Source organism: Oceanimonas sp. CAM02, from assembly GCF_032842915.1.
In the GTDB taxonomy this organism is placed as follows: domain Bacteria; phylum Pseudomonadota; class Gammaproteobacteria; order Enterobacterales; family Aeromonadaceae; genus Oceanimonas; species Oceanimonas smirnovii.
Map to the genome: position 1 here is coordinate 68799 of NZ_JAWJBK010000029.1, position 23619 is coordinate 92417.

The 23619-nt window shown below is 60.0% G+C and carries 25 protein-coding genes; 14 read left to right on the plus strand and 11 right to left on the minus strand.

Going from position 1 to position 23619, the window contains the following annotated elements:
* Positions 1-7: 7 nt before the first annotated feature.
* Genes prfA through kdsA form a run of 4 tightly spaced genes read left to right on the plus strand, consistent with a single transcriptional unit; the run spans position 8 to position 3589 of the window.
* Positions 8-1093, plus strand: a complete 1086-nt coding sequence (gene prfA, locus R0I78_RS09600; protein ID WP_317075171.1) for a peptide chain release factor 1 — start codon at positions 8-10, stop codon at positions 1091-1093.
* Positions 1093-1935, plus strand: a complete 843-nt coding sequence (gene prmC / locus R0I78_RS09605; RefSeq protein WP_317075172.1) for a peptide chain release factor N(5)-glutamine methyltransferase — start codon at positions 1093-1095, stop codon at positions 1933-1935. Before prfA ends, prmC begins: the two co-directional genes overlap by 1 nt.
* Entirely contained in the window at positions 1928-2734 is an 807-nt protein-coding gene (locus R0I78_RS09610) for a SirB1 family protein (RefSeq protein ID WP_317075173.1), read from the plus strand. Before prmC ends, R0I78_RS09610 begins: the two co-directional genes overlap by 8 nt.
* Positions 2735-2743: 9 nt before the next feature.
* Positions 2744-3589: a 3-deoxy-8-phosphooctulonate synthase gene (gene kdsA, locus R0I78_RS09615; RefSeq protein ID WP_317075174.1), complete on the plus strand. Its 846-nt coding sequence runs from the start codon at positions 2744-2746 to the stop codon at positions 3587-3589.
* Between the two features lie 224 nt (positions 3590-3813).
* On the opposite strand, the gene R0I78_RS09620 is transcribed toward kdsA, so the two are convergent.
* The 3 genes from R0I78_RS09620 to R0I78_RS09630 are packed head-to-tail and all read right to left on the minus strand — an operon-like array spanning position 3814 to position 5944.
* The gene (locus R0I78_RS09620) at positions 3814-4614 is read right to left on the minus strand and encodes a slipin family protein (RefSeq protein ID WP_317075175.1); all 801 of its coding nucleotides are present in this window, start codon (positions 4612-4614) and stop codon (positions 3814-3816) included.
* The gene (locus tag R0I78_RS09625; RefSeq protein WP_317075176.1) at positions 4611-5582 is read right to left on the minus strand and encodes an NfeD family protein; all 972 of its coding nucleotides are present in this window, start codon (positions 5580-5582) and stop codon (positions 4611-4613) included. Before R0I78_RS09625 ends, R0I78_RS09620 begins: the two co-directional genes overlap by 4 nt.
* Positions 5579-5944: a hypothetical protein gene (locus tag R0I78_RS09630; protein WP_317075177.1), complete on the minus strand. Its 366-nt coding sequence runs from the start codon at positions 5942-5944 to the stop codon at positions 5579-5581. Before R0I78_RS09630 ends, R0I78_RS09625 begins: the two co-directional genes overlap by 4 nt.
* 115 nt (positions 5945-6059) lie before the next feature.
* On the opposite strand from R0I78_RS09630, the gene R0I78_RS09635 reads away from it, so the two are divergent.
* On the plus strand, positions 6060-6494 hold the full coding sequence (locus tag R0I78_RS09635; protein ID WP_317075178.1) for an N-acetyltransferase: 435 nt from the start codon (positions 6060-6062) through the stop codon (positions 6492-6494).
* Here the strand turns inward: R0I78_RS09635 and R0I78_RS09640 are convergent.
* From R0I78_RS09640 to R0I78_RS09650, 3 genes are all read right to left on the minus strand, one after another.
* On the minus strand, positions 6491-7918 hold the full coding sequence (locus R0I78_RS09640; RefSeq protein ID WP_317075179.1) for a VWA domain-containing protein: 1428 nt from the start codon (positions 7916-7918) through the stop codon (positions 6491-6493). The two genes, R0I78_RS09635 and R0I78_RS09640, sit on opposite strands and share 4 nt — an antisense overlap.
* A 1-nt stretch (position 7919) precedes the next feature.
* Positions 7920-9374, minus strand: coding sequence for an AAA family ATPase (locus tag R0I78_RS09645; RefSeq protein ID WP_317075180.1), 1455 nt, complete (start codon positions 9372-9374; stop codon positions 7920-7922).
* Positions 9375-9446: 72 nt separating this feature from the next.
* Entirely contained in the window at positions 9447-10061 is a 615-nt protein-coding gene (locus R0I78_RS09650; RefSeq protein WP_317075181.1) for a LysE family translocator, read from the minus strand.
* 115 nt (positions 10062-10176) lie between these two features.
* Between R0I78_RS09650 and R0I78_RS09655 the strand changes: the two genes are divergently transcribed.
* From R0I78_RS09655 to R0I78_RS09670, 4 genes are all read left to right on the plus strand, one after another.
* Positions 10177-11088: a LysR substrate-binding domain-containing protein gene (locus R0I78_RS09655; RefSeq protein ID WP_317075182.1), complete on the plus strand. Its 912-nt coding sequence runs from the start codon at positions 10177-10179 to the stop codon at positions 11086-11088.
* Between the two features lie 78 nt (positions 11089-11166).
* A complete protein-coding gene (gene lpcA / locus R0I78_RS09660; protein ID WP_019934331.1) occupies positions 11167-11748 on the plus strand; it encodes a D-sedoheptulose 7-phosphate isomerase in 582 nt (193 codons plus the stop codon).
* Positions 11749-11753: 5 nt separating this feature from the next.
* On the plus strand, positions 11754-12545 hold the full coding sequence (locus tag R0I78_RS09665) for a class II glutamine amidotransferase (protein ID WP_317075183.1): 792 nt from the start codon (positions 11754-11756) through the stop codon (positions 12543-12545).
* 46 nt (positions 12546-12591) lie between these two features.
* Complete coding sequence (locus R0I78_RS09670; protein WP_317075184.1) at positions 12592-14982, plus strand: ATP-binding protein; 2391 nt, start codon at positions 12592-12594, stop codon at positions 14980-14982.
* Positions 14983-15028: 46 nt separating this feature from the next.
* Here the strand turns inward: R0I78_RS09670 and purN are convergent, their stop codons facing one another.
* Positions 15029-15667, minus strand: coding sequence for a phosphoribosylglycinamide formyltransferase (purN, locus tag R0I78_RS09675; protein WP_317075185.1), 639 nt, complete (start codon positions 15665-15667; stop codon positions 15029-15031).
* Complete coding sequence (purM, locus tag R0I78_RS09680) at positions 15664-16701, minus strand: phosphoribosylformylglycinamidine cyclo-ligase (RefSeq protein ID WP_019934327.1); 1038 nt, start codon at positions 16699-16701, stop codon at positions 15664-15666. Before purM ends, purN begins: the two co-directional genes overlap by 4 nt.
* 253 nt (positions 16702-16954) lie before the next feature.
* On the opposite strand from purM, the gene upp reads away from it, so the two are divergent.
* From upp to hda, 4 genes are all read left to right on the plus strand, one after another.
* Positions 16955-17581, plus strand: a complete 627-nt coding sequence (gene upp, locus R0I78_RS09685; protein ID WP_019934326.1) for a uracil phosphoribosyltransferase — start codon at positions 16955-16957, stop codon at positions 17579-17581.
* A gap of 57 nt (positions 17582-17638) precedes the next feature.
* A complete protein-coding gene (locus R0I78_RS09690) occupies positions 17639-18907 on the plus strand; it encodes a uracil-xanthine permease family protein (RefSeq protein WP_317075186.1) in 1269 nt (422 codons plus the stop codon).
* 62 nt (positions 18908-18969) lie between these two features.
* Positions 18970-19920, plus strand: a complete 951-nt coding sequence (locus tag R0I78_RS09695) for a DUF2066 domain-containing protein (RefSeq protein WP_317075187.1) — start codon at positions 18970-18972, stop codon at positions 19918-19920.
* Entirely contained in the window at positions 19917-20639 is a 723-nt protein-coding gene (hda, locus tag R0I78_RS09700; protein ID WP_317075188.1) for a DnaA inactivator Hda, read from the plus strand. Before R0I78_RS09695 ends, hda begins: the two co-directional genes overlap by 4 nt.
* Positions 20640-20806: 167 nt before the next feature.
* Here hda and R0I78_RS09705 read toward each other — a convergent pair whose 3' ends face one another.
* Entirely contained in the window at positions 20807-21181 is a 375-nt protein-coding gene (locus R0I78_RS09705; protein WP_019934323.1) for a DUF2069 domain-containing protein, read from the minus strand.
* The gene (gene arsC / locus R0I78_RS09710) at positions 21178-21528 is read right to left on the minus strand and encodes an arsenate reductase (glutaredoxin) (protein ID WP_019934322.1); all 351 of its coding nucleotides are present in this window, start codon (positions 21526-21528) and stop codon (positions 21178-21180) included. Before arsC ends, R0I78_RS09705 begins: the two co-directional genes overlap by 4 nt.
* Before the next feature lie 50 nt (positions 21529-21578).
* Between arsC and R0I78_RS09715 the strand changes: the two genes are divergently transcribed.
* On the plus strand, positions 21579-22025 hold the full coding sequence (locus R0I78_RS09715; RefSeq protein WP_019934321.1) for a TlpA family protein disulfide reductase: 447 nt from the start codon (positions 21579-21581) through the stop codon (positions 22023-22025).
* A 53-nt stretch (positions 22026-22078) separates the two neighbouring features.
* Here R0I78_RS09715 and R0I78_RS09720 read toward each other — a convergent pair whose 3' ends face one another.
* On the minus strand, positions 22079-23521 hold the full coding sequence (locus R0I78_RS09720; RefSeq protein ID WP_019934320.1) for a M48 family metalloprotease: 1443 nt from the start codon (positions 23519-23521) through the stop codon (positions 22079-22081).
* Between the last annotated feature and the right edge of the window lie 98 nt (positions 23522-23619).

Genomic DNA, 23619 nt, shown 5'->3' on the forward strand with positions numbered 1-23619 from the left:
GACGCTGATGAACGAATCCGTACTGAAAAAACTGGAAGGCCTGGAAGAGCGCTACCAGGAAGTGCAGGCGCTGCTGGGCGAGGCCTCGGTAATCAACAACCAGGATCAATATCGCGCCCTGACCCGGGAATATGCTCAGCTGGAAGACGTGGTGGCCTGTTTTCAGCGTTACCGCCGGGCCGAGGAGAATCTGGCCGAGGCCAAAGAAATGCTGGCGGAAGACGACGCCGAAATGAAAGCCATGGCCAGGGAAGAAATCGACAGCGCCGAAGCCGCCATCGAGACCCTGAGCCAGGAGCTGCAGATTTTGCTGCTGCCCAAGGATCCGCGCGACGATAACAACTGCTTTCTGGAAATTCGCGCCGGGGCCGGCGGCGACGAGGCGGCCATTTTTGCCGGCGACTTGTTCCGTATGTACAGCCGCTATGCCGAGACTCAGCGCTGGCGGGTGGAAATTGTCAGCGCCAGCGAGGGCGAGCACGGCGGCTTCAAGGAGATCATTGCCCGCATTGAGGGCACCGGCGTGTACGGCCAGCTCAAGTTCGAGTCTGGCGGTCACCGGGTGCAGCGGGTGCCGGAAACCGAATCTCAGGGCCGCATTCATACCTCTGCCTGCACGGTGGCGGTAATGCCGGAAATTCCCGAGGCCGAGGCCCCGGAGATCAATCCGGCGGATCTCAAGGTAGATACCTTCCGCGCCTCCGGTGCCGGTGGTCAGCACGTTAACAAAACCGACTCTGCCATTCGTATTACTCACCTGCCCACCGGCATGGTGGTGGAATGTCAGGACGAACGCTCCCAGCACAAGAACCGGGCCAAGGCTATGGCGGTGCTGGCCTCGCGTCTGGCTCAGGCCGAGCAGGACAAGCGCCACGCCGAAGAGCAGAGCACCCGCCGCAACCTGCTGGGCAGCGGTGACCGCTCCGATCGCATTCGCACCTACAACTACCCGCAGGGCCGGGTGTCGGACCACCGCATCAACCTGACTCTGTACCGGCTGAGTGAAGTGCTGGAAGGCCAGCTCGATATGCTCACCCAGCCCATTTTGCAGGAGCACCAGGCCGATTTGCTTGCCGCCCTGGCGGGACAATAATGCGCCTGAGCGAACTGCGCGCTCAACTGCGCGAGCAACTGGCCGGCGGCGAATCCCCGGCGCTGGATGCGGACGTGCTGCTGTGCCATGTGCTGAACAAGCCCCGCAGCTTTCTGCTGGCCTGGCCCGAGTTTGAGGTGTCTGCCGGGCAGAAGGCCGAGCTGGCCGAGCTTATTCGCCGTCGCCAGCAGGGCGAGCCGGTGGCTCATCTTACCGGCCAGCGGGAGTTCTGGAGCCTGATGCTGGAGGTGAGCCCGGATACCCTTATTCCCCGGCCTGATACCGAAGTGCTGGTTGAGTCTGCACTTGAGCGCCTGCCCGAAAGGCCGGCACGGGTGGTGGATCTGGGCACCGGCACCGGTGCCATTGCGCTGTCCATCAAGTGCGAGCGCCCTGACGATACCGTTATGGCGGTGGAGTTTAACCCGCAAGCCGCCGCTCTGGCCCGGCGCAATGCCGAGCGGCTGGGGCTTGACATAGAAGTGCTTGAAGGCAGCTGGCTGGCACCGCTGACCGGCCTGACCTTTGACATGATAGTGTCCAATCCGCCCTATATTGACGCCGCCGATCCGCATCTGGCTCAGGGCGATGTGCGCTTTGAGCCGCTGTCGGCCCTGGTGGCCGACGATCAGGGACTCGCTGATATTCGCCATATTGCCGAGCAGGCACCGCTTCATCTGCTGGCCGGCGGCTGGCTGCTGGTGGAGCACGGCTGGCAGCAAGGTGAGGCGGTGCAGTCCGTTTTTACCGACAATGGTTTTGAACAGGTCACAACGCTGCGCGACTACGGCGGGCAGGACAGAGTGACCCTGGGCCAGTGGCCCGGGAGGAAGCATGCTTGAAAGTAATATCAGTGAGCGCTGGCACAGCGACGAACCGCTGGATCTGATGACGCTGGCGCTGGATGTGGTGGAAAGCCTGGAAGGGCCGGCGGCCCGGGATGAAGCCGAGCGGGAGCTGTTTGCGCTGGAGCGGGCGCTGGCGGAAGAGCTGGAAGACATGATAGCCCCCCTGCATCTGCTGCCCTGTCTCTATGACGGACTGGGCTTTGCCGGCGACAGCGACACCTTTTTCTCCGTTGATAACTGCCTGATGAACCGGGTACTGGCCCGGCGGGAAGGTATTCCGGTGAGCCTCGGCATCCTGCTTATTCATCTGTGCCGGCGCTTTGGGGTGGATGCCGAAGGCATTAATTTTCCCGGCCATTTTCTTGTTCGTATGTGGTCGGAAGAAGAAGGGGCGGTGATCGACCCTTTCACCGGCCGGCAATTGCCCCGTCATGAAGTAGAGCTGTTGCTGCGGGGTGCCCGGGGCAACCTGGCCCGGCTGACACCGGAGCACCTTAAAGGCACCTCAGACACAGAAGTGCTGGTGCGGCTGCTGAACGTGACCAAGGCCGCCTATATCAATCAACAGCAGTTTGGCAAGGCGCTGGCCTGCAGCGAGCTGCTGCTGCGGCTCAAGCCCGACTGCCCCTTTGAGCGGCGGGACAGGGGCTTTTTGTATGAGCAGCTGGACTGCGGCAAACTGGCCGCCGACGACTTTGAATTCTTTATTGAGCACAGACCGGATGATCCCATTGCCGATGTGCTCAAAGCCCAGATAGCCGGCCTGGATCTCAGCCCCAAAACCCTTCACTAGGAAGCCGATATGAAAACCGTACACATCAATAACATTGCGGTCGCCAACAACAAGCCCATGGTGCTGTTTGGCGGCATCAACGTGCTGGAGTCCCGGGATCTGGCCATGCAGGCCTGCGAGCACTATGTAAAGGTGACCGAAAAGCTGGGCATTCCCTATGTGTTCAAGGCCAGCTGGGACAAGGCCAACCGCTCCTCCATTCATTCCTTCCGTGGCCCCGGTCTGGAAGAAGGCATGAAGCTGCTGCAGGAAGTAAAAGACACCTTTAAGGTGCCGGTGATCACCGACTTGCACGAGCCCCATCAGGCGGCAACCGTGGCCGAGGTGGCAGACGTGATCCAGCTGCCGGCCTTTCTGGCCCGCCAGACCGATCTGGTGCAGGCCATGGCCGACACCGGCCGGGTGATCAACATCAAAAAGCCCCAGTTCCTCAGCCCGGGGCAGATGAAAAACATCACCGACAAGTTTATTGAATGCGGCAACGACCAGCTTATTCTGTGCGAGCGGGGCAGTAACTTTGGTTACGACAACCTGGTGGTGGACATGCTCGGCTTTGGCGTAATGAAAAAGGCTACGAATGACACCCCCATCATCTTTGACGTGACCCACGCCCTGCAGTGCCGGGATCCTTTGGGTGAAGCGTCCGGCGGTCGTCGTGAACAGGTGCTGGATCTGGCCCGGGCCGGCCTGTCTACCGGTCTGGCCGGCCTCTTTCTGGAAGCCCACCCGGATCCGAGCAAGGCCCGCTGCGACGGCCCCAGCGCCCTGCCACTCAACAAACTCGAGCCCTTCCTGACCCAGCTCAAGGCGCTGGATGACTTGATCAAGAGTTTTGAGCCCCTGAATATTCGGTAACCGACACCTGCTGCGCAGGTGAGCTGTAAGCGAGAAGCTGGAAGCTGGAAGTAATCCAGTCTGGCAGGCAACGCCGATGTTGCACGAAGCAGCAGTGGGGATTGCCGCAGCCGACCATTAAATGCCATGGATGGCATTTTCGAGCGTTACAGGGAAGTACTTGTAGCGTGTCGGCGGAGTGCAACCGCACTGATGCTTCGCGTTTCGCTCTCTCTGGCGACTTGTTAAGTCATTTGCGTTGGCCCGTCGGCGTCGTCAGGCTGTGCTTCCGAACTCATTTTCTGCAATATTTTTCCCAGCTCCATGGGCAGGGGAAACACCACGATTTTGCTGTTGTCGCTGCTGATCTCGGTGAGGGTCTGCAGATAGCGCAGCTGAATGGCTTCCGGCTGTTGCCCCAGCATGCGGGCCGCTTCCAGCAGTTGTTTTGAGGCCTCCAGCTCACCGGTGGCGTGGATCACCTTGGCCCGGCGGGATCGCTCCGCCTCGGCCTGCCGGGCAATGGCCCGAATCATGGACTCGTCAAGATCCACATGCTTGATCTCCACTGCCGATACCTTGATGCCCCAGTTATCGGTGCTTTGATCCAGAATGCGCTGCAGATCCGCATTTAAGGTGTCCCGGGCGGAGAGGATCTCGTCCAGCTCATGTTGCCCCAGCACAGAGCGCATTGTGGTCTGGGCCAGCTGACTGGTGGCCTCCAGATAATTCTCTACGTTAATGATCGCCTTTTGCGGATCCAGCACACGAAAATACAGCACGGCGTTGACCCGCACGGTCACGTTGTCTTTGGAGATCAGATCCTGAGAGGGAATATCCATGGTCACAATACGCAGATCCACCCGCACCATTTGCTGCACCAAAGGGATCAGAATAATAAAGCCGGGTCCTTTTACCTTGTGAAAGCGCCCCAGCAGAAACACCACGCCCCGCTCGTATTCCCGCAGAATGCGGAACATGCTGGCAAACAGCATGACCAGCAGAATAACGATCAACAGCTGAAAATAAATAAAATCAATGATCATGCTTCGGCCTCCTGTATCGGTGTTACCTCTACCACCAGATCGTGCACCGCCACCACCACCACGGCGCTGTCGGCGGCAATCCGGCTGTGGCTGTGCGCCTGCCAGCGTTCGCCCTGCAGCAATACGGTGCCGTCGGGATCCAGCGCCGTTATTGTTCTGGCCTGCTCGCCAATCATGGCCGCCGCCCCCGAGACCGGAGCCGCCCGGCGCTGTTTTACGATCAAGCGCACCACTACAAGCACCAGGCTGAGGGAGACAAGGGTAAAGGCGGCAATAAAGGGCCAGGCCACGCGAAAGGCCTGATCGGGTGTGTCGAACAGCAGCACAGAGCCAATCACAAAGGCCACCAGACCACCGCCGCCAAGAATGCCAAAACTGGGGGACAGGCCTTCCGCTACCATCAGCGCCAGCCCCAACGCCAGCAACCCCAGCCCCACCATATTAAAGGGCAGCATTTGCAGCGACAGCATGGCCAGCAGCAGGCAGATGGCACCAATCACGCCCGACACGCCAAAGCCCGGGCTGTAAAACTCCAGCAGCAGACCATAAACGCCCACCAGCATCAGCAGGTAGGCGATATTGGGGTTGCTGATGGTAATAATAAACTGCTGCCGCCAGTCGGGCCGGCGCTGTTCGGCAATCAGTCCGGAGGTGGCCAGGGTAAGGGTGTCGTTTTTAAGGAAGACTTCGCGACCGTCGAGCTGCTGCAGCAGTTCGGCAATATCACTGGCCACCAGCTCAATCACGTTCTGCTCCAGTGCCTCGGGGGCGGTGAGGGTGGCAGCGTCGCGTACCGCCTGCTCGGCCCACTCCACATTGCGGCCGCGCAGCTGGGCCAGGCTGCGCAGATAGGCGATGGCATCGTTAAGGGACTTGCGCTCCATGGCGCTGCCGGCAGGCGGACCGCTGTCATCCTTTTCTTCGTCTTTATCCGCCTCGCCGGCTGGTGGCGTGCCGGCGGGCATCATCTGTACCGGGGTGGCGGCCCCCAGGTGAGTGCCCGGGGATGGCTGGCATAAAGAATATAAGTACCGGCAGAAGCGGCTCTGGCACCGCCGGGCGAGACATAAACCACCACAGGCACACTGGACTCCAGCATGGCACTGATAATATCGCGGGTGGCGCTGTACAGGCCGCCGGGGGTGTCCATGGTCAGCAGCACCAGCGCCGGGCGTTCACTCTGGGCCTGATTAATCTCGGTCACCAGATAGTCGGAAATGCCGGGGCCGATGGCCCCCTTGATATCGAGCTGCCAGTAACGCTCCTCGGCCGGCACCATAACGCTGACCAGCAGCAGCCACCATGCCCACCAGCCTGTTCGCCACGTCATGCTGCCTCCTTTTTGTTCATACTTTGAAGCTTAGCTGTTTGATTATTATTTAAACAGTTAAAGCAGGGGCCATGCCTTACCATATTGTCCGCAATACAAAGATCAGGAACAAAACATGAAAATAAGAGCAGCCACCAAGGCCGATCTGGCTGAGGTTTACCAGCTGGAATACGTCGCCTTTGGCGAGCATGGTTATCCGGACTTTTTTCTGCGCCAGGCCTGGGATCTGTGGCCAGGCTCGTTGCTGGTGGCAGAAAGTGAAAGAGAGTTGCAGGGCTATGTGCTGGCGGGCAGGGGAGAGAAAGTAAACGAGGGCTGGATCTTGTCGCTGGCAGTTGCACCGGCGGCACGGGGCCGGGGGCTGGGCCGGCAACTGCTGCAGGCGGCGGTCACCGCACTGGAAGAGCAGGGCTGCGCGCGCATTAAACTGACGGTATTGCCCGACAATCCGGCACTGCAGCTTTACCAGCGCCTCGGCTTTATTGAAGCCGGCCGGGAAAACGACTACTTCGGCCCCGGCGAGCCAAGGCTGGTGATGGTGAGAGACTAAGCTCTGGTTGCCTGCTCCAGGCTGCGCCAGTCGCTGAACAGGTGCACAGGATCGCACACCTTGCGCATGGCGTGCAGGGCGGTGGCGTAGCCCAGCTGCAGGCCAAACAGGCGCACGCCCAATGCCTCCTTGCCGTGCTTCACCTGCGCCTGCAACTCGCTGGACACTTCAAATTCGCCGTCGCTCACCAGCAGAATATCCGCCTGCCGCCACTCCTGCTGCTGCAGCCGGGTGAGGGCAGCGTTCAGTGGTGTGCTCACGTCGGTGCCGCCACTGAAGGAGCCGCGCAGCATGTCGAGCAGCTCGGGCAGGGTCAGGGTCTGATTGTCGAGCACCAGTAATTCACCGGCACCGCCAAACAGATACACCAGACAACCTCGCTGCTGCTTTTTGGCCATGCGCAGGGCTTCCAGCACCATGGCCTTGGACACCTGCTCCGCCAGGCCGTGCATGGAGGCGGACGTGTCCAGACACAGAATAATGGGGCCCAGCTGAGTGCCCTTGCCGTCACCTTCGCCCTTGCCCGCCCGGGGCAGGGGCCAGTCGTTGCCCGAGTCGATGGGCATCACCCCGGCCACGGCGTAGCTGAGCAGGCTCTGCTCGGCCCGGCGTGCGTGCCACAGCATATGCAAAGACGGATGCCCCAGCAGGGCCGCTTCCAGTGCCAGCATGCGGGACAGGTTATCGGAGCGGGTAATGCCCTGGGTTTCCATGGGAATGCCCGGCAGCCGCCGCTCTCTGGGGCCGTTTTCCCGCGGGCTCATCATCTGCTGCAGCTGACTCAGGGTGGCGCTCTGCTCCGGATCCGGACGCTGCTGGCCCATGAGTTTAAGCAGTTTTTGTAACTCACGAATCTCCGCCACCCAGCGGGCCAGCCGCAGCAGATCAAACCAGGCGCGATCGCGCAGGTTGCCGCTGTCTTTATCGGTGCCGATGGCCGGCGCTATGCCGAATTCCTCGGCCACGTCATCCAGTGCTTGCCAAAGCGTGATGCGCTGTTGCCATTGCTCCGCCAGTCTGGTGAGGGCCCGCCGTGTGTGCCGGGCCCGGGCACGGCACTCGGCCCGCTCGGCAGCAATGCCCAGTTGTTGCGTAAGCAAACCGGCGGTGGCCGGCCAGTCCAGCTCCACTTGCTCCAGCACCAGCAATATGTCCTGCACGATGGCCCGGGCCACGTCCGGGGTTTCCTTGCTGTATTCCAGCGCATTGGCGCGCACCAGCAGCTGACGAATGCGCCGCTCCGTGCTGGTGCTGAGCCAGTTGCCGGGGGCCGGCAGCCGGCCCTTGTCGAGCTCGCTCAGCATGGCCAGCACCCGGCTTGCCCTGGGCAGCAGGCTGCCCAGGGGGTGAGTGACCACCAGGCTGAACAGGCTATCGGGCAGCTCGCTTAACGGCGCTAGGCCGGTGCTTTGGGCAGAGGCCATGTCAGCCTTCTACCGGCAGGTCGGCAAAGGCCTCACGCAGGGCCTGCAGCCGCTCATGCTGGTGGCTCAGGCCGGCCTGCTGCTGCTCCAGCTGAGCGCGGGCGCGCTCACCCAGCTCCGGGCTCAGCCACAGGTGCTGACGCAAACGCTGGCCCAGACCCTGTTGCTGGGTATCCAGCCAGGCCAGATAGTCCGCCAGCTCGTTAATGCGTTCATCCAGCTGGCGCAGACGCGAGGCCACGTGGCTGGCGGGCCAGGCCTTGGGCTGCAGGGCGCTGGGGCGCACATAATCTTCCAGCAGCGGCTGATATTGATCCAGGTTGCCGCCCAGGTTGCGAATTTCCTGCTCGGTAAATACTGAATCGGGCAGCCGGGGCTGACGATAGAGCAGCTGGCCGCTTTCATTGCGCTTGTGGCGCTGGCCTTTGGCTTCGGTGACCGGCTGGCCCTGCTCGTCGAGATAAAGCTGATAGCCCTGCTCGTTGAGGGACGGCAGTACCGGATCGGCATCCTGATCCAGCCGCTCCTGCCAGCTGTCTACCATATCGCTCACCAGCTGCGGACTGAAGCCCGGGTCGGCGGCAATGTGTTCGTGCAACCAGTCGGTGAGGCGGCCATGCTGATCCGGCTGCTGCCACAGGCAGTGGGGCAGCAGCCAGGCATCAAGCAGGTCTGCCTGTGACTGACCGTTGCAGCAGGCCGACACCTTGAGCAGCTTGACCACCTTGCGCCAGCGCCGGTCCGAGACCGGAATTTCCTGCTCGGCGAGAAAACGGCGCAGGCTGTGCAGCAGGCGGATCAGCGCCGGCGACAACGGCAGCTGTTCGGCTGCTTTACGCAGCGAGGTCAGCTCGGCGCTGGTCAGCTTCAGCTCGGCCGCCGGAGCCTGATAGTCACTGTTCAGGGTGAGCAGGCCGGTAAAGGTGTCGTCGCCCACCGGGGCCACCTGAAAGCGCAGCAGAAAACGGTCATAGAGGGCGTTCAGCTCGGCCCCTTCCGGCAGCTCGTTACTGGCGGCAATCACAGACACCAGCGGCACCGGCAGGCGCGCGTTGCCGTTGTCGAACTGGCGCTCGTTAAGCAGGGTGAGCAGGCTGTTGAGAATGGCGCTGTTGGCCTTGAAGATTTCATCAATAAAGGCAATGGACGCCTCGGGCAGGTAGCCTTGCGTCTGGCGCAGGTAGCGGTCCTGCTCCAGCGCCTTGATGGACAGCGGGCCAAACAGCTCTTCCGGTACCGAGAAGCGGGTGAGCAGCCGTTCAAAATAGCTGCCGTCGGCCATCAGGGTATGCAGCCGGCGCGACAGCTCGCTCTTGGCGGTGCCGGGCGGGCCCAGCAGCAGCAGGTGTTCGCCGGAAAGGGCCGCCAGCAGCGCCAGCCGGGCCGGGGTTTCCCGCTCCAGCAGGCCATGCTGCAGGTGTTCGATCAGTGCCGCAATGCGGTTTTTTGCGTCCATGTGCCAGACCTGTAAGTAATTTGTATTAAAAGCTTGGCAACATTGTACTTAAAAAGCCGAGTGTGACCAATGTCACGAAAACAATTCTAGGCAGCGAGCCCCGTTATAAAACACCCCCGCCAGGCCCATCAGCAACAGCAGCCAGGCGGAAAGCCGGCCAATCCGCTCGCCCTGTTTGCCCGCCATCCAGCGGCCGATAACCCAAATGTATAAAGACAGCACCAGCAGATCGAACAGCACCCACAGGCCGGACAGGATCAGCAGGCTGGCACCGGTATTGTGAGTAATGCTGATGAACTGAGGAAAAAACGCCACAAAGAACAACAGATCCTTGGGGTTGGAAATGCCGGTCCAGAATCCTCTGGCCACACCGCCGCCGGCTTGCTCAGCACTAGCGAAAGCCGGGCCGGCCCGCAAATCCTGCCAGGCCGTTACGCCAATATAACCGGAGCCCGCCAGTGCCAGCCCGTATAACAGCGGCCCGGGCAGGGTGAGCAGGCCCGCCAGCATCAGAGACGCCAGCATAATCAGCACCAGAGACGCAGCATTGGTGCCCAGCACAGTGGCAAAGGCCCGGCGCGGACCATGACGGGCGGCGGTGCCGGTGATCAGGGCTACCACAGGGCCGGGAGTGAGCAGCAGCAGGAGTACGGCGCTGATATAGGCCAGCAGCAGAGCAAGGTTCATATAAACAACTCGGTATCCTCAATAAAATATGACGGCATTGTTGCCATGACCGCCGTGCTTGAAAAGCGGATAAAGCTGCCATTTAATGTGAGTAAAACTCAATATGGAGCCTGCCGTGTCTCTTCCGCCTCTCTATGCCTTACGCGCCTTTGAAGCCGCCGCCCGCCTGGGATCGTTCAGCAGGGCCGCCGCCAGCCTGCATGTGACCCCGGGGGCGGTAAGCCGGCATATTCGCACTCTGGAAGCCTGGTTTGGCTGTGAGCTGTTTGTGCGCAAGGGCCCCAGGGTGGACATTACCGCCGCCGGCAAGGTGCTGGCGGGCCAGCTGGGCGAAGGGTTTCAGCTGCTGGAAAAAGCCTGTCACGGCTTTCGCCGGCAGCAGCAGGAGCTGCGGCTGAAGGCACCGTCCACCCTTACCATGCGCTGGCTGCTGCAGGTGCTGAGCGAGTTTCAGCAGCGCCACAAAACGCCGCTGGTGCAAATAAGCAGTGTGTGGATGGATGTGGACGAGGTGGACTTCAGCCGGGAAGCCTTTGACTGCGCCATTTTGCTGGGCAAGGGCCAGTTCGGCCCGGGCACCCAAAGCCTGCCCTTGTTTGAAGAGTGGCTGATCCCTGTGTGTGCGCCGGCACTGCTGTCCCGGGCCCGGCAAAATCTGGCTGAGTGTGAGCTGATCCATCCTTCGCCGGACCGGCGCGACTGGCAGCGCTGGCTGGCCGCCACCGGCCGCAGCGAGCAGGTTGAGCTGTTCACCGGCAAGGTGTTCGACACCCTGGAGCAGGGCAGTCTGGCGGCCATCAGCGGTCATGGCGTGTCGGTAGGAGATCTGTTTCTCAGCCGGGAGGCAATCAACAGCGGCCTGCTGGCGCTGCCTTTTAACACGGCGGTGGCCACCGGCGACGGTTATTATCTGGTCTGGCCCGTCAACACGCGGTGCCGGCAGCAGATTGATCAGTTTTATGAATTTATTGTCAGCCGGCGGCCTGAAAAACTGCCCGGCAATATAGCGCAGGTGCGGCTGAACTAACCCGGGGACCGCCGCCGGCTTTCCGCTTTGCAGCAGTTATGCCAAAATGCGTTTTTACCGCAAGAATGAGGCCATTACATGTATCAGAGTTTGATCCGCAGTGAGCTGAACGAAGCCGCCGAGGTACTGAATCGCTTTCTGGCCGATGACGCCAATATTGCCGCCATTGAGCAGGCCGCAAAACTGCTGGCCGACAGCTTCAAGGCCGGTGGCAAGGTGCTGTCTTGCGGCAATGGCGGCTCTCATTGCGACGCCATGCACTTTGCCGAAGAACTGACCGGCCGCTACCGGGAAAACCGCCCGGGTTACCCCGCCATTGCCATTTCCGATCCCAGCCATCTGTCCTGTGTGTCTAACGACTTTGGCTTTGAATTTGTGTTCTCCCGCTATCTGGAAGCGGTAGGCCGCCAGGGCGATGTGCTGCTGGGCTTATCCACCAGCGGCAACTCGGCCAATATTCTCAGGGCCATTGAAGTGGCCAGAGCCAACGGCATCAAAACCATTGCCCTTACCGGCAAAGACGGTGGCAAAATGGCCGGCCTGGCCGACGTGGAAATTCGTGTGCCGCACTTTGGCTATGCCGATCGCATTCAGGAAGTGCACATCAAGATCATTCATATTCTGATCCAGCTGGTTGAAAAGGAAATGGAGAACAAGTAACCGCCATGTGTGAACTGCTAGGGATGAGCGCCAACGTACCTACCGATATCTGCTTCAGCTTTACCGGCCTGATGCAGCGGGGCGGGCGTACCGGCCCCCATAAAGACGGCTGGGGTATTGTATTTTACGAAGGCAAGGGATTGCGCACCTTTAAGGATCCGCAGCCCTCCAGCCAGTCGCGTATTGCGCAGCTGGTGCAGGAATATCCGATCAAAAGCTGCTCCGTGGTCAGCCATATACGCCAGGCCAACCGGGGCGGTATTGCCCTGGAAAACACCCATCCCTTTACCCGTGAACAATGGGGCCGTTACTGGACCTTTGCCCATAATGGCCAGCTGAGTGGCTATAACAAGCTGAAAACCGGCCGCCACAAGCCGGTGGGCGACACCGACAGCGAGCTGGCCTTTTGCTGGATATTGCACGAGCTGGAGCAGAAATATCCGCGCAAGCCCGGCAATATGGCGGCCATGTTCCGCTATGTGGCCACCCTGTGCGATCAGCTGCGTGGTCTGGGCGTATTTAATATGCTGCTTACCGACGGCGAATATCTGATGACCTACTGCAGCAATAATCTGCACTGGATCACCCGGCGAGCGCCCTTTGGCCCGGCCCGGCTCATTGACGAAGACGTGGAAATCGACTTTCAGAAAGAAACCACCCCCAACGACATTGTTACTGTAATTGCCACTCAACCGCTGACCAATAACGAGCAGTGGCACAAAATGCAGCCAGGAGAATACAACCTGTTCTGGCTGGGCGAGCGGGTGGCTGGTAACGGCAAAAATCCCACGCCTTAAGGCTTATTGGCTAAGCTTTGTGCAGAAAGTTTGCATGAGGCTTGCCATGACAGCTATATCTCCGCTTGAACCCCACCGGCTTTATCGCGCCTGCGATGAAGCTTTGTTCAGTTTTGCTACCACAGACGAACTCAGCGACAGCGGTGCCCTGGTCGGGCAGGAGCAGTTGCTTGAGGCGCTGGCGTTTGGCACCGGCATTCGCCGGCAGGGCTTTAATATTTACATGATGGCACCGGAAAGCTGTAACCGGCATACCCTGATTAACCGCTTTCTTCGTGGCCGGGCCGAAAGTGAAATCGTGCCCGCCGACTGGTGCTATGTGCACGGTTTTGAAGATCCGATAAAGCCCGGGCTGCTGCGTCTGCCGGCGGGAGTGGGGCGGCGCTTTCGTGCCAGTCTGGATCGGCTGGTGGATGAATTGCTGCAGGCCATTCCGGCTATTTTTCAGGCAGAAGAATACCAGAGCCGGGTGGATGAACTGAATCAGCAGCTGGCCGAGCGTCAGACCACGGCCATCAATGAAATCAAGGCACTGGCAGAAGCCGAAAAGGTGGCGCTGCTTAAAACGCCCACCGGATTTAACCTGGTCCCCGGTTATAACGATGACGTAATGAGCGCCCGGCAGTTTGAACAGTTACCCGAGACAGAGCGGATGGCACTGGAACAGGCCATTGAACGGGTAGAGGCTCGCCTGCAGGCGGTATTGCAGCAGTTTCCTCAATGGAAGCGGGAAACCCAGCAGCATATACAGTGGCTGAATGAAGAGATGCTGGTATTTGCCGTTGGCAGCCTGATTGATGAGCTGCGCGCTGAATATGCAGGCTGCGAGCCGGTTATTCAGCATCTGGAAGCCATTCAGCAGGACTTGTCGGGCAATGTGAACCTGCTGCTGACCCACATGCGAGAAGGTGAGCTGCCGGCAGCCCTGTTGACCCGCTACCGGCTGAATTTGCTGGTAGATAATGCGGACACCGACGGCGCCCCGGTTATTTATGAAGACTGGCCCAATCTGGCGCGATTAATGGGCCGGGTGGAGCATCATGTGGAGCAGGGGGCGCTGTTAACTGACTTCACGCTGATCCGTGCCGGTGCCTTGCACAGAGCCAACGGCGGTTATCTTATTCTGGATGTGCATCGCTTGCTGCAGCAGCCCATGGTGTGGGAGATCTTTAAACGGGCGCTTTATGCCAGGGAGATCCGTATTGAATCACCGGAGCATGTCTATGGTCTGGCCAGCACTGTGAGCCTGGAGCCCCAGCCGGTGCCGCTGGATCTTAAAGTGATCCTGGTAGGTGACCGGCGGTTTTATTATTTGCTGGCGGCCCATGATCCTGACTTTGGCAAGCTGTTCAAGGTGCAGGCGGATTACAACGATGACATAGAAGTGAGTAATGAAAACCTGCAGCGCTATGCCCGTTTTATTGGCTGGCTGGCCCGTCAGCAGGATCTGCGTCCGCTTACCCGCTGCGGTGTGGCCCGTGTCATTGAATATGCCGGCCGGCTGGCCAGTGATCAGCAGCGGCTGTCGGCCCTGATCGAGCATCTGACCGATTTACTGCAGGAAGCCAACTATCTGAGTGAAAGTCACGGCCAGCCTCATATAAATGGTGAGGCGGTGGAGCGAGCACAAATAGCCGCCCGCATGCGGGCGGCGCGTATTCACAGGCGCATGGAAGAGTCGATTCTGCGGGGCAGCAAACTGATTGATACCGAAGGCACAGTGGTGGGGCAGGTAAATGGTCTGACGGTGCTGGATCTGGGTAATTACCGTTTTGGTCAGCCGGCGCGCATTACCGCCACCGCCAGGCTGGGTACAGGAGCTGTGCTCGATATTGAACGGGAAGTAAAACTGAGCGGTGCCGTGCATGCCAAGGCCATATTGATTTTATCGCGTTTTTTAAGCCAGCGTTATGCCGCCGAAGGGCCCATGCCGGTATCTGCCAGTCTCGCCTTTGAGCAGTCTTACGGCATGATAGAAGGTGACAGCGCGTCCATTGCCGAGTGTTGCGCGCTGATTTCTGCCATGGGTGAGGTGCCCGTTAATCAGGCGCTGGCAGTGACCGGCTCCATTAACCAGTTTGGCCGGGTGCAGCCCATTGGCGGCGTCAATGAAAAAATTGAAGGCTTTTTTGAGGTGTGCCGGGCGCGGGGGCTGGCCCGCGGGCAGGGGGTGATTATTCCTGCCGCTAATCTGGATAATCTGATGCTGAACCAGGAAGTTCGCCAGGCAGTCGCACAAGGGCTTTTTTGTATTTATGCCGTCAGCGAGCTGGATGAAGCACTGTCGCTGCTTACCGGCATCAGCGCCGGCAAGCCCGGCAAAAACGGCCAATATCCTGCCAGCTCGGTCAATGGCCGGGTACAGCAGCGGCTGGCACGGCTGGCAAAGGTGCAGAATAAGCTGCAGGCTCAGTCAGATAATAAGGAGCAGATATAAAAAAAGAATGCCGAGGCATTCTTTTTTATTCAGTGTTTTGAGCGGCTCAGTCGCCGGCATGACCCTGCGGGGGCAGGGGGGCACCGTCGAGCCAGGCCCGGCCGTCTTTCATGGCCAGCCGGCCGTCGCAGAACCAGCGCACTGCCAGCGGATAAATGGCGTGCTCCTGCACTTGCACCCGCTCGGCCACGGCGGCGGCGTCGTCTTCGGCAAATACCGGCACCCGGGCCTGTAACACCACGGGGCCGCCGTCCAGCTCTTCGGTAACAAAGTGCACGCTGCAGCCATGCTCGGCGTCGCCGGCATCAATGGCCCGCTGATGCGTGTTCAGACCCTGATATTTGGGCAGCAGAGACGGATGGATATTGAGCATGCGCCCGGCATAGTGGCGCACAAAGCCGGGAGTGAGAATGCGCATAAAGCCGGCCAGCACCAGCAAGTCGGGCTGGTGGCTGTCTATCAGCGCCATCAAATCGGCATCAAAGCGTTCCCGCTCGGCATAGTCCTTGCCCGGCAGCACCGCCGTGGCCACGCCGGCGGCGCGGGCCCGCTCCAGGCCATAGGCGTCGGCCTTGTTGCTGATCACCGCTACCACACTGCCATTCAGGCGGCGGTTAGCCGCCTGATCAAGCAAGCTTTGCAGGTTGCTGCCGTTGCCGGAGATCAGCACCACTATGCGGTTCATTTAATCTCGACCTGCTCTTCGCCCTCGGCGGCCTGTTCAATGTGGCCGATCACCCAGGCGGTTTCGCCGGCGTTCTGCATAAACTTCACGGCGGCGTCGGCCTGCTCGGCGGGCAGGGCAATCACCATACCTACACCACAGTTGAAGGTGCGGTACATTTCATGGGTTTCCACGTTGCCGGCCTGCTGCAGCCAGGTGAAGACTTCCGGCCACTGCCAGCTGGCGCCGTCGATCACCGCCTTGGCACCCTCGGGCAGCACGCGGGGGATATTTTCCCAGAAACCACCGCCGGTAATGTGGCTCAGGGCGTGAATGTCGAACTGTTTAATCAGTTCCAGCGCCGGCTTCACATAGATGCGAGTGGGGGCCATCAGGGCATCGGCCAGGGTGGCGTTGCCCAGGGGCTGGTTGAGATCGGCCTGGCTTACTTCCAGAATTTTGCGGATCAGGGAATAGCCGTTGGAGTGCGGGCCGCTTGAGCCCAGGGCGATCAGGGCGTTGCCGGCGGCCACCTTGGTGCCGTCGATAATGCCGCTTTTCTCTACCACACCCACACAAAAGCCTGCCAGGTCATAGTCGCCGGCTTCATACATGCCGGGCATTTCCGCGGTTTCACCACCAATCAGGGCACAGCCGCTCAGCTCACAGCCTTCGCCAATGCCGGTTACCACGTCGGCGGCAGTGTCTACATCCAGCTTGCCGGTGGCGTAATAGTCGAGGAAGAACAGCGGCTCGGCACCCTGCACAATCAGATCGTTTACGCACATGGCCACCAGATCGATGCCCACGCCCTGATGGCGCTTGAGATCAATGGCCAGGCGCAGCTTGGTGCCCACACCGTCGGTGCCGGCTACCAGCACCGGCTCTTTATAACCGGTGGGCAGCTGGCACAGGGCACCAAAGCCCCCGAGGCCGCCCATGACTTCCGGGCGCTGAGTGCGGCGGCTAACGCCTTTAATGCGTTCAACCAGGGCGTTGCCCGCGTCAATATCGACACCGGCGTCTTTATAGCTCAGGGGTTTGTTCTGCGTCACGTGTTGTTACCTTGTCATTGGTGTTTGGCCTGCGCGGTGCTCTTCGGCACCCTTGCCGGCCCGGGGGTATATGTTTCGCCGGCTATTCTAATTTAATGCGGGTGTCAGTGCCACTGGCAGCGGCAACAGATGGCGTAAGCAGCCGGCCCTGGGTTTGCTAAAATAAGTGCTGAAAGTCTGCCGTGGTTCACTATTTTATGCTAAAGTTCCGCGGTTTTTTGATTCGTTATTCAGTGCGTCGGGAGAGTTGTCAATGAAAGTCGTTGAGGTTAAGCACCCTTTGGTGAAACACAAGCTGGGTCTGATGCGGGAAGCCGATATCAGCACCAAACGCTTTCGTGAACTGGCGAAGGAGGTTGGCAGCCTGCTGACCTATGAAGCCACTGCCGATTTTGAAACCGAAAAAACCACCATAGACGGCTGGACCGGCCCCACCGAGGTCGACAAGCTGAAAGGCAAAAAGGTCACGGTCGTGCCCATTCTGCGTGCCGGCCTGGGCATGATGGACGGCGTGCTCGAGCATATGCCCAGCGCCCGGGTGAGTGTGGTGGGGGTTTACCGGGATGAAGAAACCCTGCAGCCGGTGTCTTATTTCAGTAAGCTGGTCAGCCACATTGACGAACGCATGGCCCTGATAGTGGACCCCATGCTGGCCACCGGCGGCTCCATGATCGCCACCATAGACCTGCTCAAGCAAAACGGCTGCACCCACTTCAAGGTAATTGTACTGGTGGCGGCACCGGAAGGGGTGCAGGCGCTGGCCGAAGCTCACCCGGATGTGGAGCTGTATTGTGCTTCCGTGGATGAGCGGCTGGATGAGCACGGCTATATCATTCCTGGTCTCGGCGATGCCGGCGACAAGATTTTTGGTACCAAGTAAGCACGTAAAACCGGCAATGGCCGGTTTTTTTCTGTTATTTTTTGAGGTTAGCAGTTAATGAATTCCGCTGAACGCACCGAGCAGCTGGCATCCGGCCAGCCGGTGGTGAACACGCCCCTGCGCCAGGCCCTGGCCGGCTCCCAGATGTTGTTTGTGGCCTTTGGTGCCCTGGTGCTGATGCCGCTGATCACCGGCCTGGATCCAAACGTGGCGCTGTTTACCGCCGGTATCGGTACTCTGGTATTTCAGGTGTGCACCAGGCGCCAGATCCCGATTTTTCTGGCGTCTTCCTTTGCCTTTATTGCGCCCATTCTTTACGGCGTGCAAACCTGGGGCATTCCCGCCACCATGAGCGGCCTGATGGCGGCGGGCATTATGTATGTGCTGCTGAGCCAGCTGGTGCGCTGGCGCGGTACCGCCCTGTTAACCCGCTTGCTGCCGCCTGTGGTGGTGGGTCCGGTGATCATGGTGATTGGTCTGGGGCTGGCCCCCATGGCGGTGAACATGGCCATTGGCAAAAGCGGCGACGGCAGCGCCGTGCTGGTGGAGCACAACACGGCGCTGTGGCTGTCTTTGGCATCTCTGGTCACCACTTTGCTGGTGTCTACCGTGGCCAAAGGCGTATTCCGGCTGGTGCCCATAACCGCCGGCATCGCCGTGGGTTATGGCATGGCGCTGTTTATGGGCGTGGTGGATTTTTCTCCGGTGCGGGAGGCAGCCTGGCTCTCACTGCCCAACTTTGTGGCTCCGGAGTGGAACTGGCAGGCGGTGCTGTTCATGATACCGGTGGCCATCGCCCCCGCCATTGAACACATTGGCGATGTGCTGGCCATTGGCTCCGTGACCGGCAAGGATTATCTGAAAAAGCCCGGCCTGCACCGCACCCTGCTGGGCGACGGCCTGGCCACGGGCGCGGCTTCTCTGTTTGGCGGGCCGCCCAACACCACTTATTCCGAAGTGACCGGGGCCGTTATGCTGACCAAAAACTTCAACCCGGTGATCATGACCTGGGCCGCCGGCTTTGCCATTGCGCTGGCCTTTGTGGGCAAGTTCGGCGCCCTTATGCTGAGCATTCCGGTGCCGGTGATGGGCGGCATCATGATATTGCTGTTCGGCTCCATTGCCACCGTGGGCCTTAACAGCCTGATCAAGCATCAGGTGGATCTGTCGCAGGCACGCAACCTGTGCATAGTGGCGGTGATCCTGGTATTTGGTATTGGCGGCATGGCCTTTGGCATTGGTGAGTTCAGCCTGCAGGGCATCAGTTTGTGCGGCATTGTCGGCATTCTGCTGAACCTGGTGCTGCCCAAAGAGCGGCCCCATTGATTCTGGCATGCGCTTCGGTCAGTGGTTATCATAAGCGCCCTGTTTTCGACAATGGCCCGGTTATGCTGAAACAACTGCTGCTGTCGCTGATGCTGCTGTGTGTGTCTGCCACCGCAGCGGCATCCGTGTTTGATGTGAAACTTGACGCCGCGCCCTACAGCCGAGACAAGGCCCGGGAGCAGGCGGTGAAGGTGTTGCTGTCCCGCCTTGGGGGCAGTGCTGCCGCCGGCTCCTGGGTGGCGCAGGAAATTCTGAATGACTGGTCCCGCTATACTCTGAGCACATCAACCGCGGGGGGCTATACAGTGCAGTTTGCCGAAGCCGAGCTGAGCCCCCTGTTTCACAGTGCCGGCCTGAGCCTGTGGCGGGGCAAACGCCCGGCGGTTCTGGTATGGCAGGTGAATGACGGCCAGGCCAAAGACATGCCCGACACCAGCTGGCGCAAGGCATCACGTTATTATGCCATTCCGCTGCTCTGGCCTCTTTGGGATCTGCAGGAGCATATGCAGATTGATAAAACCAGCCTTCAGAACCTTGCTGAAGCCAGCCAGCGCTATGGCGCTGAAGTGTGGCTGGCGGTGCAGCAACAGGAGCATCGTCTGAACTGGCGGCTTTATCACAAAGACGCTGAGCAGCCTCTGACTCAGGGAGCGGCGGCGTCGGCAGAGCAAGTGCTTGCCGACGTGAATAACTACTGGGTAGCCCGGCAGGTTGCCATGGCCGAGACCCGACCAGATAACAGCGCGCCGGCGCAGGCACTGCAGGCTGGTGCCGATGCCCCCGGTGAACTCACCATAGTGGTAACCGGCCTGACACAGTTTGCCGATATGGTCCGTCTGGAGCAGCGACTGAGCGACCTTGATGGTGTGGCCGGTGTCTCTGTGCTTGACAGCGCCGGTGATCAGGCCCGTTTTCGGCTTGAACTTGAGTCTGCTGCTGTCCGCCCGTTGCTGAGCCGGGCCGGACTGAGTGCCCTGGGTGAGCGCCGCTACCGGCTGGAGCGCAACCAGTGAGCCGCGACGGCGACGAGGAACAGCAGCCAGCCCAGCTGGCGCTGGCGGTGCAGCTGCCCGATGATGAAACCTTTGCCAGTTTTTATCCGGGTGACAATGCCCAGCTGATCACCGCCCTTAAAAATGCCGCCGTGGGTCAGGGGGATGAAGTTATTTATCTCTGGGGGCAGCCCGGCTCGGGCCGCTCTCACTTGCTGCATGCGGCCTGCGCCGAGGTAAATGCCGCCGGCGAGGCGGCCACCTGCCTGCCTTTACAGTCTTACCAGCGTATGACGCCCAGCCTGCTGGAGGGCATGGAGCTGCTGCCCCTGGTGTGCCTGGATAATCTGGATGCCATTGCCGGCGTGGAAGAATGGGAGCGGGCAGTATTTAACTTCTTTAACCGCCGGCGGGAGCGGGCCGGTGGCAGCCTGGTGATCAGCGCCCCGGCACCGTCCCGCAATCTGGGGCTGAGCCTGCCGGATTTGGCCTCACGGCTGGACTGGGGCGTGGCCTATCAATTGAAAACCCTGGATGACGAAGGCAAGCTCAGTGCCCTGCAGCTGCGCGCCGAGCTGCGCGGTTTCAAGCTGCCCACCGATGTGGGCCGGCTGCTGCTGAGCCGGTTGTCCCGGGACATGAGCACGCTGCTTGCCGCTCTGGATTTGCTCGACAATGCCTCGTTTCAGGCCAGGCGCAAGCTTAGCCTGCCCTTCACCCGGGAAATACTGGGGCTTTAACGGCCCTTCGGGCCAGCTGTAAGCCATAAGCGGTCAGCTGTAAGTTAAACCTGAATATGCGGGCTGGGCATGTTTTTGTAGCTGCCACTTTAGTCGGCAGGGCCTGCGAAGCAGGTCCCGCCAGCTGAAGCGGCGGCTACAATTCCCTAATCCCCAGTCCCTGGCCGTTAATCCTTCTTTTTGCGAATGCTCAGGCCCAGCTCGCGGCCGCGTAGTTTGGCGTAATAGGTGCTGCCCACAAACATGGTGGTGGCCAGCAGCAGCTCCACCAGTGCCAGCCAGCGTTCGCCTTCATCCACCCACAGCAACGTCAGTGAATGCAGAAAGTAGGGCATGATTAAAAACACTGCCCAGGCGTGAGTATAGGGATTACCCTTGAGCATGCCCGGCATGGGAATAAACAGCCAGGGCAGCCACATGACCAGCATAAAGACAGATCCCAGCTCAGGATGAGGAGACAGCACACCGTGCCACAAGGCCACCCAGACAATCAGCCCGAGATAACCGGTGAGCGCCAGTTTGCGCGCAAATGAAGTGGTCATGGCAGTATGCTCAGCACCTGCTCCGGCGGGCGGCCCAGCGCTGCCTTGCCATTGCATACCACTATGGGGCGCTCAATCAGTTTGGGGTTGGCCACCATGGCATTGATAAGGGCGGCTTCGTCGGTCACGTCAGCCAGTGCCAGGGTTTTGTATATTTCTTCCTTGGTGCGCATCAGTTCCCGGGCCGAGCTCATGCCCAGCTGGTTCAGCAGTTGTGTTATTTGTTCTGCATCAGGGGGCGTGTCGAGGTATTTGATAATCTCGGGCTCCAGACCTTTTTCCTGCAGCAGGGCCAGGGTTTCCCGGCTTTTAGAGCAGCGGGGATTATGATAGATAAACAGATTCATTTTTCACTCCTGTGGCGTGGCTGCGGGCATTGTATAGAAGGGACCTCGGAATGGGCAAACTTCGCCTTCTGTTTTTAACGGCGCTGCTGGCGCTGGCCGGTTGCGGCGAGCCGGCCAGCCTCACACTGGCCGATGGCCGGCAGCAGACCTTGAATGATTTTAAGGGAAACTGGCTGGTGGTGAACTATTTTGCCGAGTGGTGCCAACCCTGTTTGCGGGAGCTGCCATTACTCAATGAGCTGAACGACAGGCAGGGCCCCAAGGTGCTGGCGGTGAGTTTTGATGCACTGGCCCCGGAGGCGCTGCAGGCCCTGGGCGAACGCCACCAAATGACCATGCCGGTGGCGGCCAGTCTTAGTGGCCCCTGGCCCTTTGAGTCGCCCCGGGTGCTGCCCACCACTTTTGTAATCGATCCCGACGGCCAGCTGGCGGAACGCCATCAGGGGGAGCTGAAGGCGGAAGATATTGTCCGCTGGCGGGAAAAGTACTGGGAATAGGGAATGGGGAGCAGGGAATGGCTTCACTACTCCCCATTCCCTATTCTCTGAAGTTAGTTTCTGAGTGCGTCCCATTCCTGTTGTTGCTGGCGCAGCTGCTCTAGACGGGCCCCCAGGCGGGCGCGCTGCATGGTGTCCTGAGACAGGGTGGCGGCCAGCTCCATTTGCTGTACCGCTATATCATAGCGACCTTCCAGCGCGGCCAGCTCGGCCCGGGCACGGCGAAAGGCCGACTCATCACCCAATGGACGCAGCGCCTGGGCCAGCAAATCCCACACCAGCGGCTCTTCAGGATGGCGGCGGGCGTAGTCATCCAGCAGAGTGGCGGCATCCTGATGCCGGCCTGCCTGCAGCAGAGTATCGGCCAGGTTAATTACCACCACCTTGTGCTCGGGTAAACGTTGCTGAGCCTGAGTAAGCCGGGTAATGGCGGCCTGATGGCGGCTTTCGGCGTTATCCAGATCCGTCAGTGCATCGAGCACAAACAAATTGTTGCCATGACGCTGGGCCAGCTGCTCCAGCAGGGGTCTGGCCTCTTCCGGCTTGTTAATATCCAGCAGCCCCAGGGCCTGACCATAACGGGCGGCGTCGGGCAGCCAGCTGCCATGGCCGTTGACCTCTCTGGCAAAGTACTTGTGCAGCTCTCTGGTTCCCGACTGCTGCAAGCGCACCATAATGCGCGCCTTGGCAAACTGAAAATCGAGTGAAGGGGGGACCTTGTCTGCTTTATAATCAGCAGCCCGGGAGCGGGCTTCGGCAATACGGCTGGCGGGCAGGGGGTGGGTCAGCAGCATTTGTGGCGGTGTACTGGCAAACTGATATTTTTCGGCTAGTTTCTGAAAAAAGCCAGCCATGGCATTGGGATCAAAGCCGGCATTATGCAACAACCTCAAGCCTAAGCGGTCGGCTTCAAATTCGTTGTCCCGGGTGTAGTTGATGGCCGACTGCATTTTCAGCCCCAGTGTGGTTTGTAACGCCGCCATGCCTGCCTGCGGGTTCACCACCGCCAGCGCGACCGAGCCTACCAGACCGGCAATCGTTAATGGTGTGCTGCGCGACTGGGACTCCAGATAGCGGGCGATATGACGCTGGGTAACGTGAGTGATTTCATGGGCCATTACCGAGGCCAGCTCACTTTCGTTGTCGGCGTACAGGAACAGACCGGTATGCAACTGCACCACGCCGCCCAGAAAGGCGCTGGCGTTGATGCTGTCGTCTCGGATCAACAAAAACCGGAACGGAAACCGTACCGAGTCTGCCTGAGATAACAGCCGGTGTCCCAGACTGGTGATATATTCGTTCAGCACAGGGTCATTCACTACCGGCTGATTAGCCCGGGCAAAGCGGCTGAAGGCTTCCCCAAAGCGGGCTTCCCGCTCCACCGACATGGCACTGACACCGGCGGTGCCGATATCGGGCAAACGGTTGTCGGCCTGAGCGGGCAGACTGTTGCCAAGAAAAAGAGCCAGTAACAGGGGCGTGGAGTAAAACCGCATAGTTCAACCTTTTGCCGAAGGGGACAGGCAGAATAACCGGCCGTTTCAAGGGGAACAAGCATTGTTTGCGAACCTCAGGCAGGGGATAATGCCCCTTT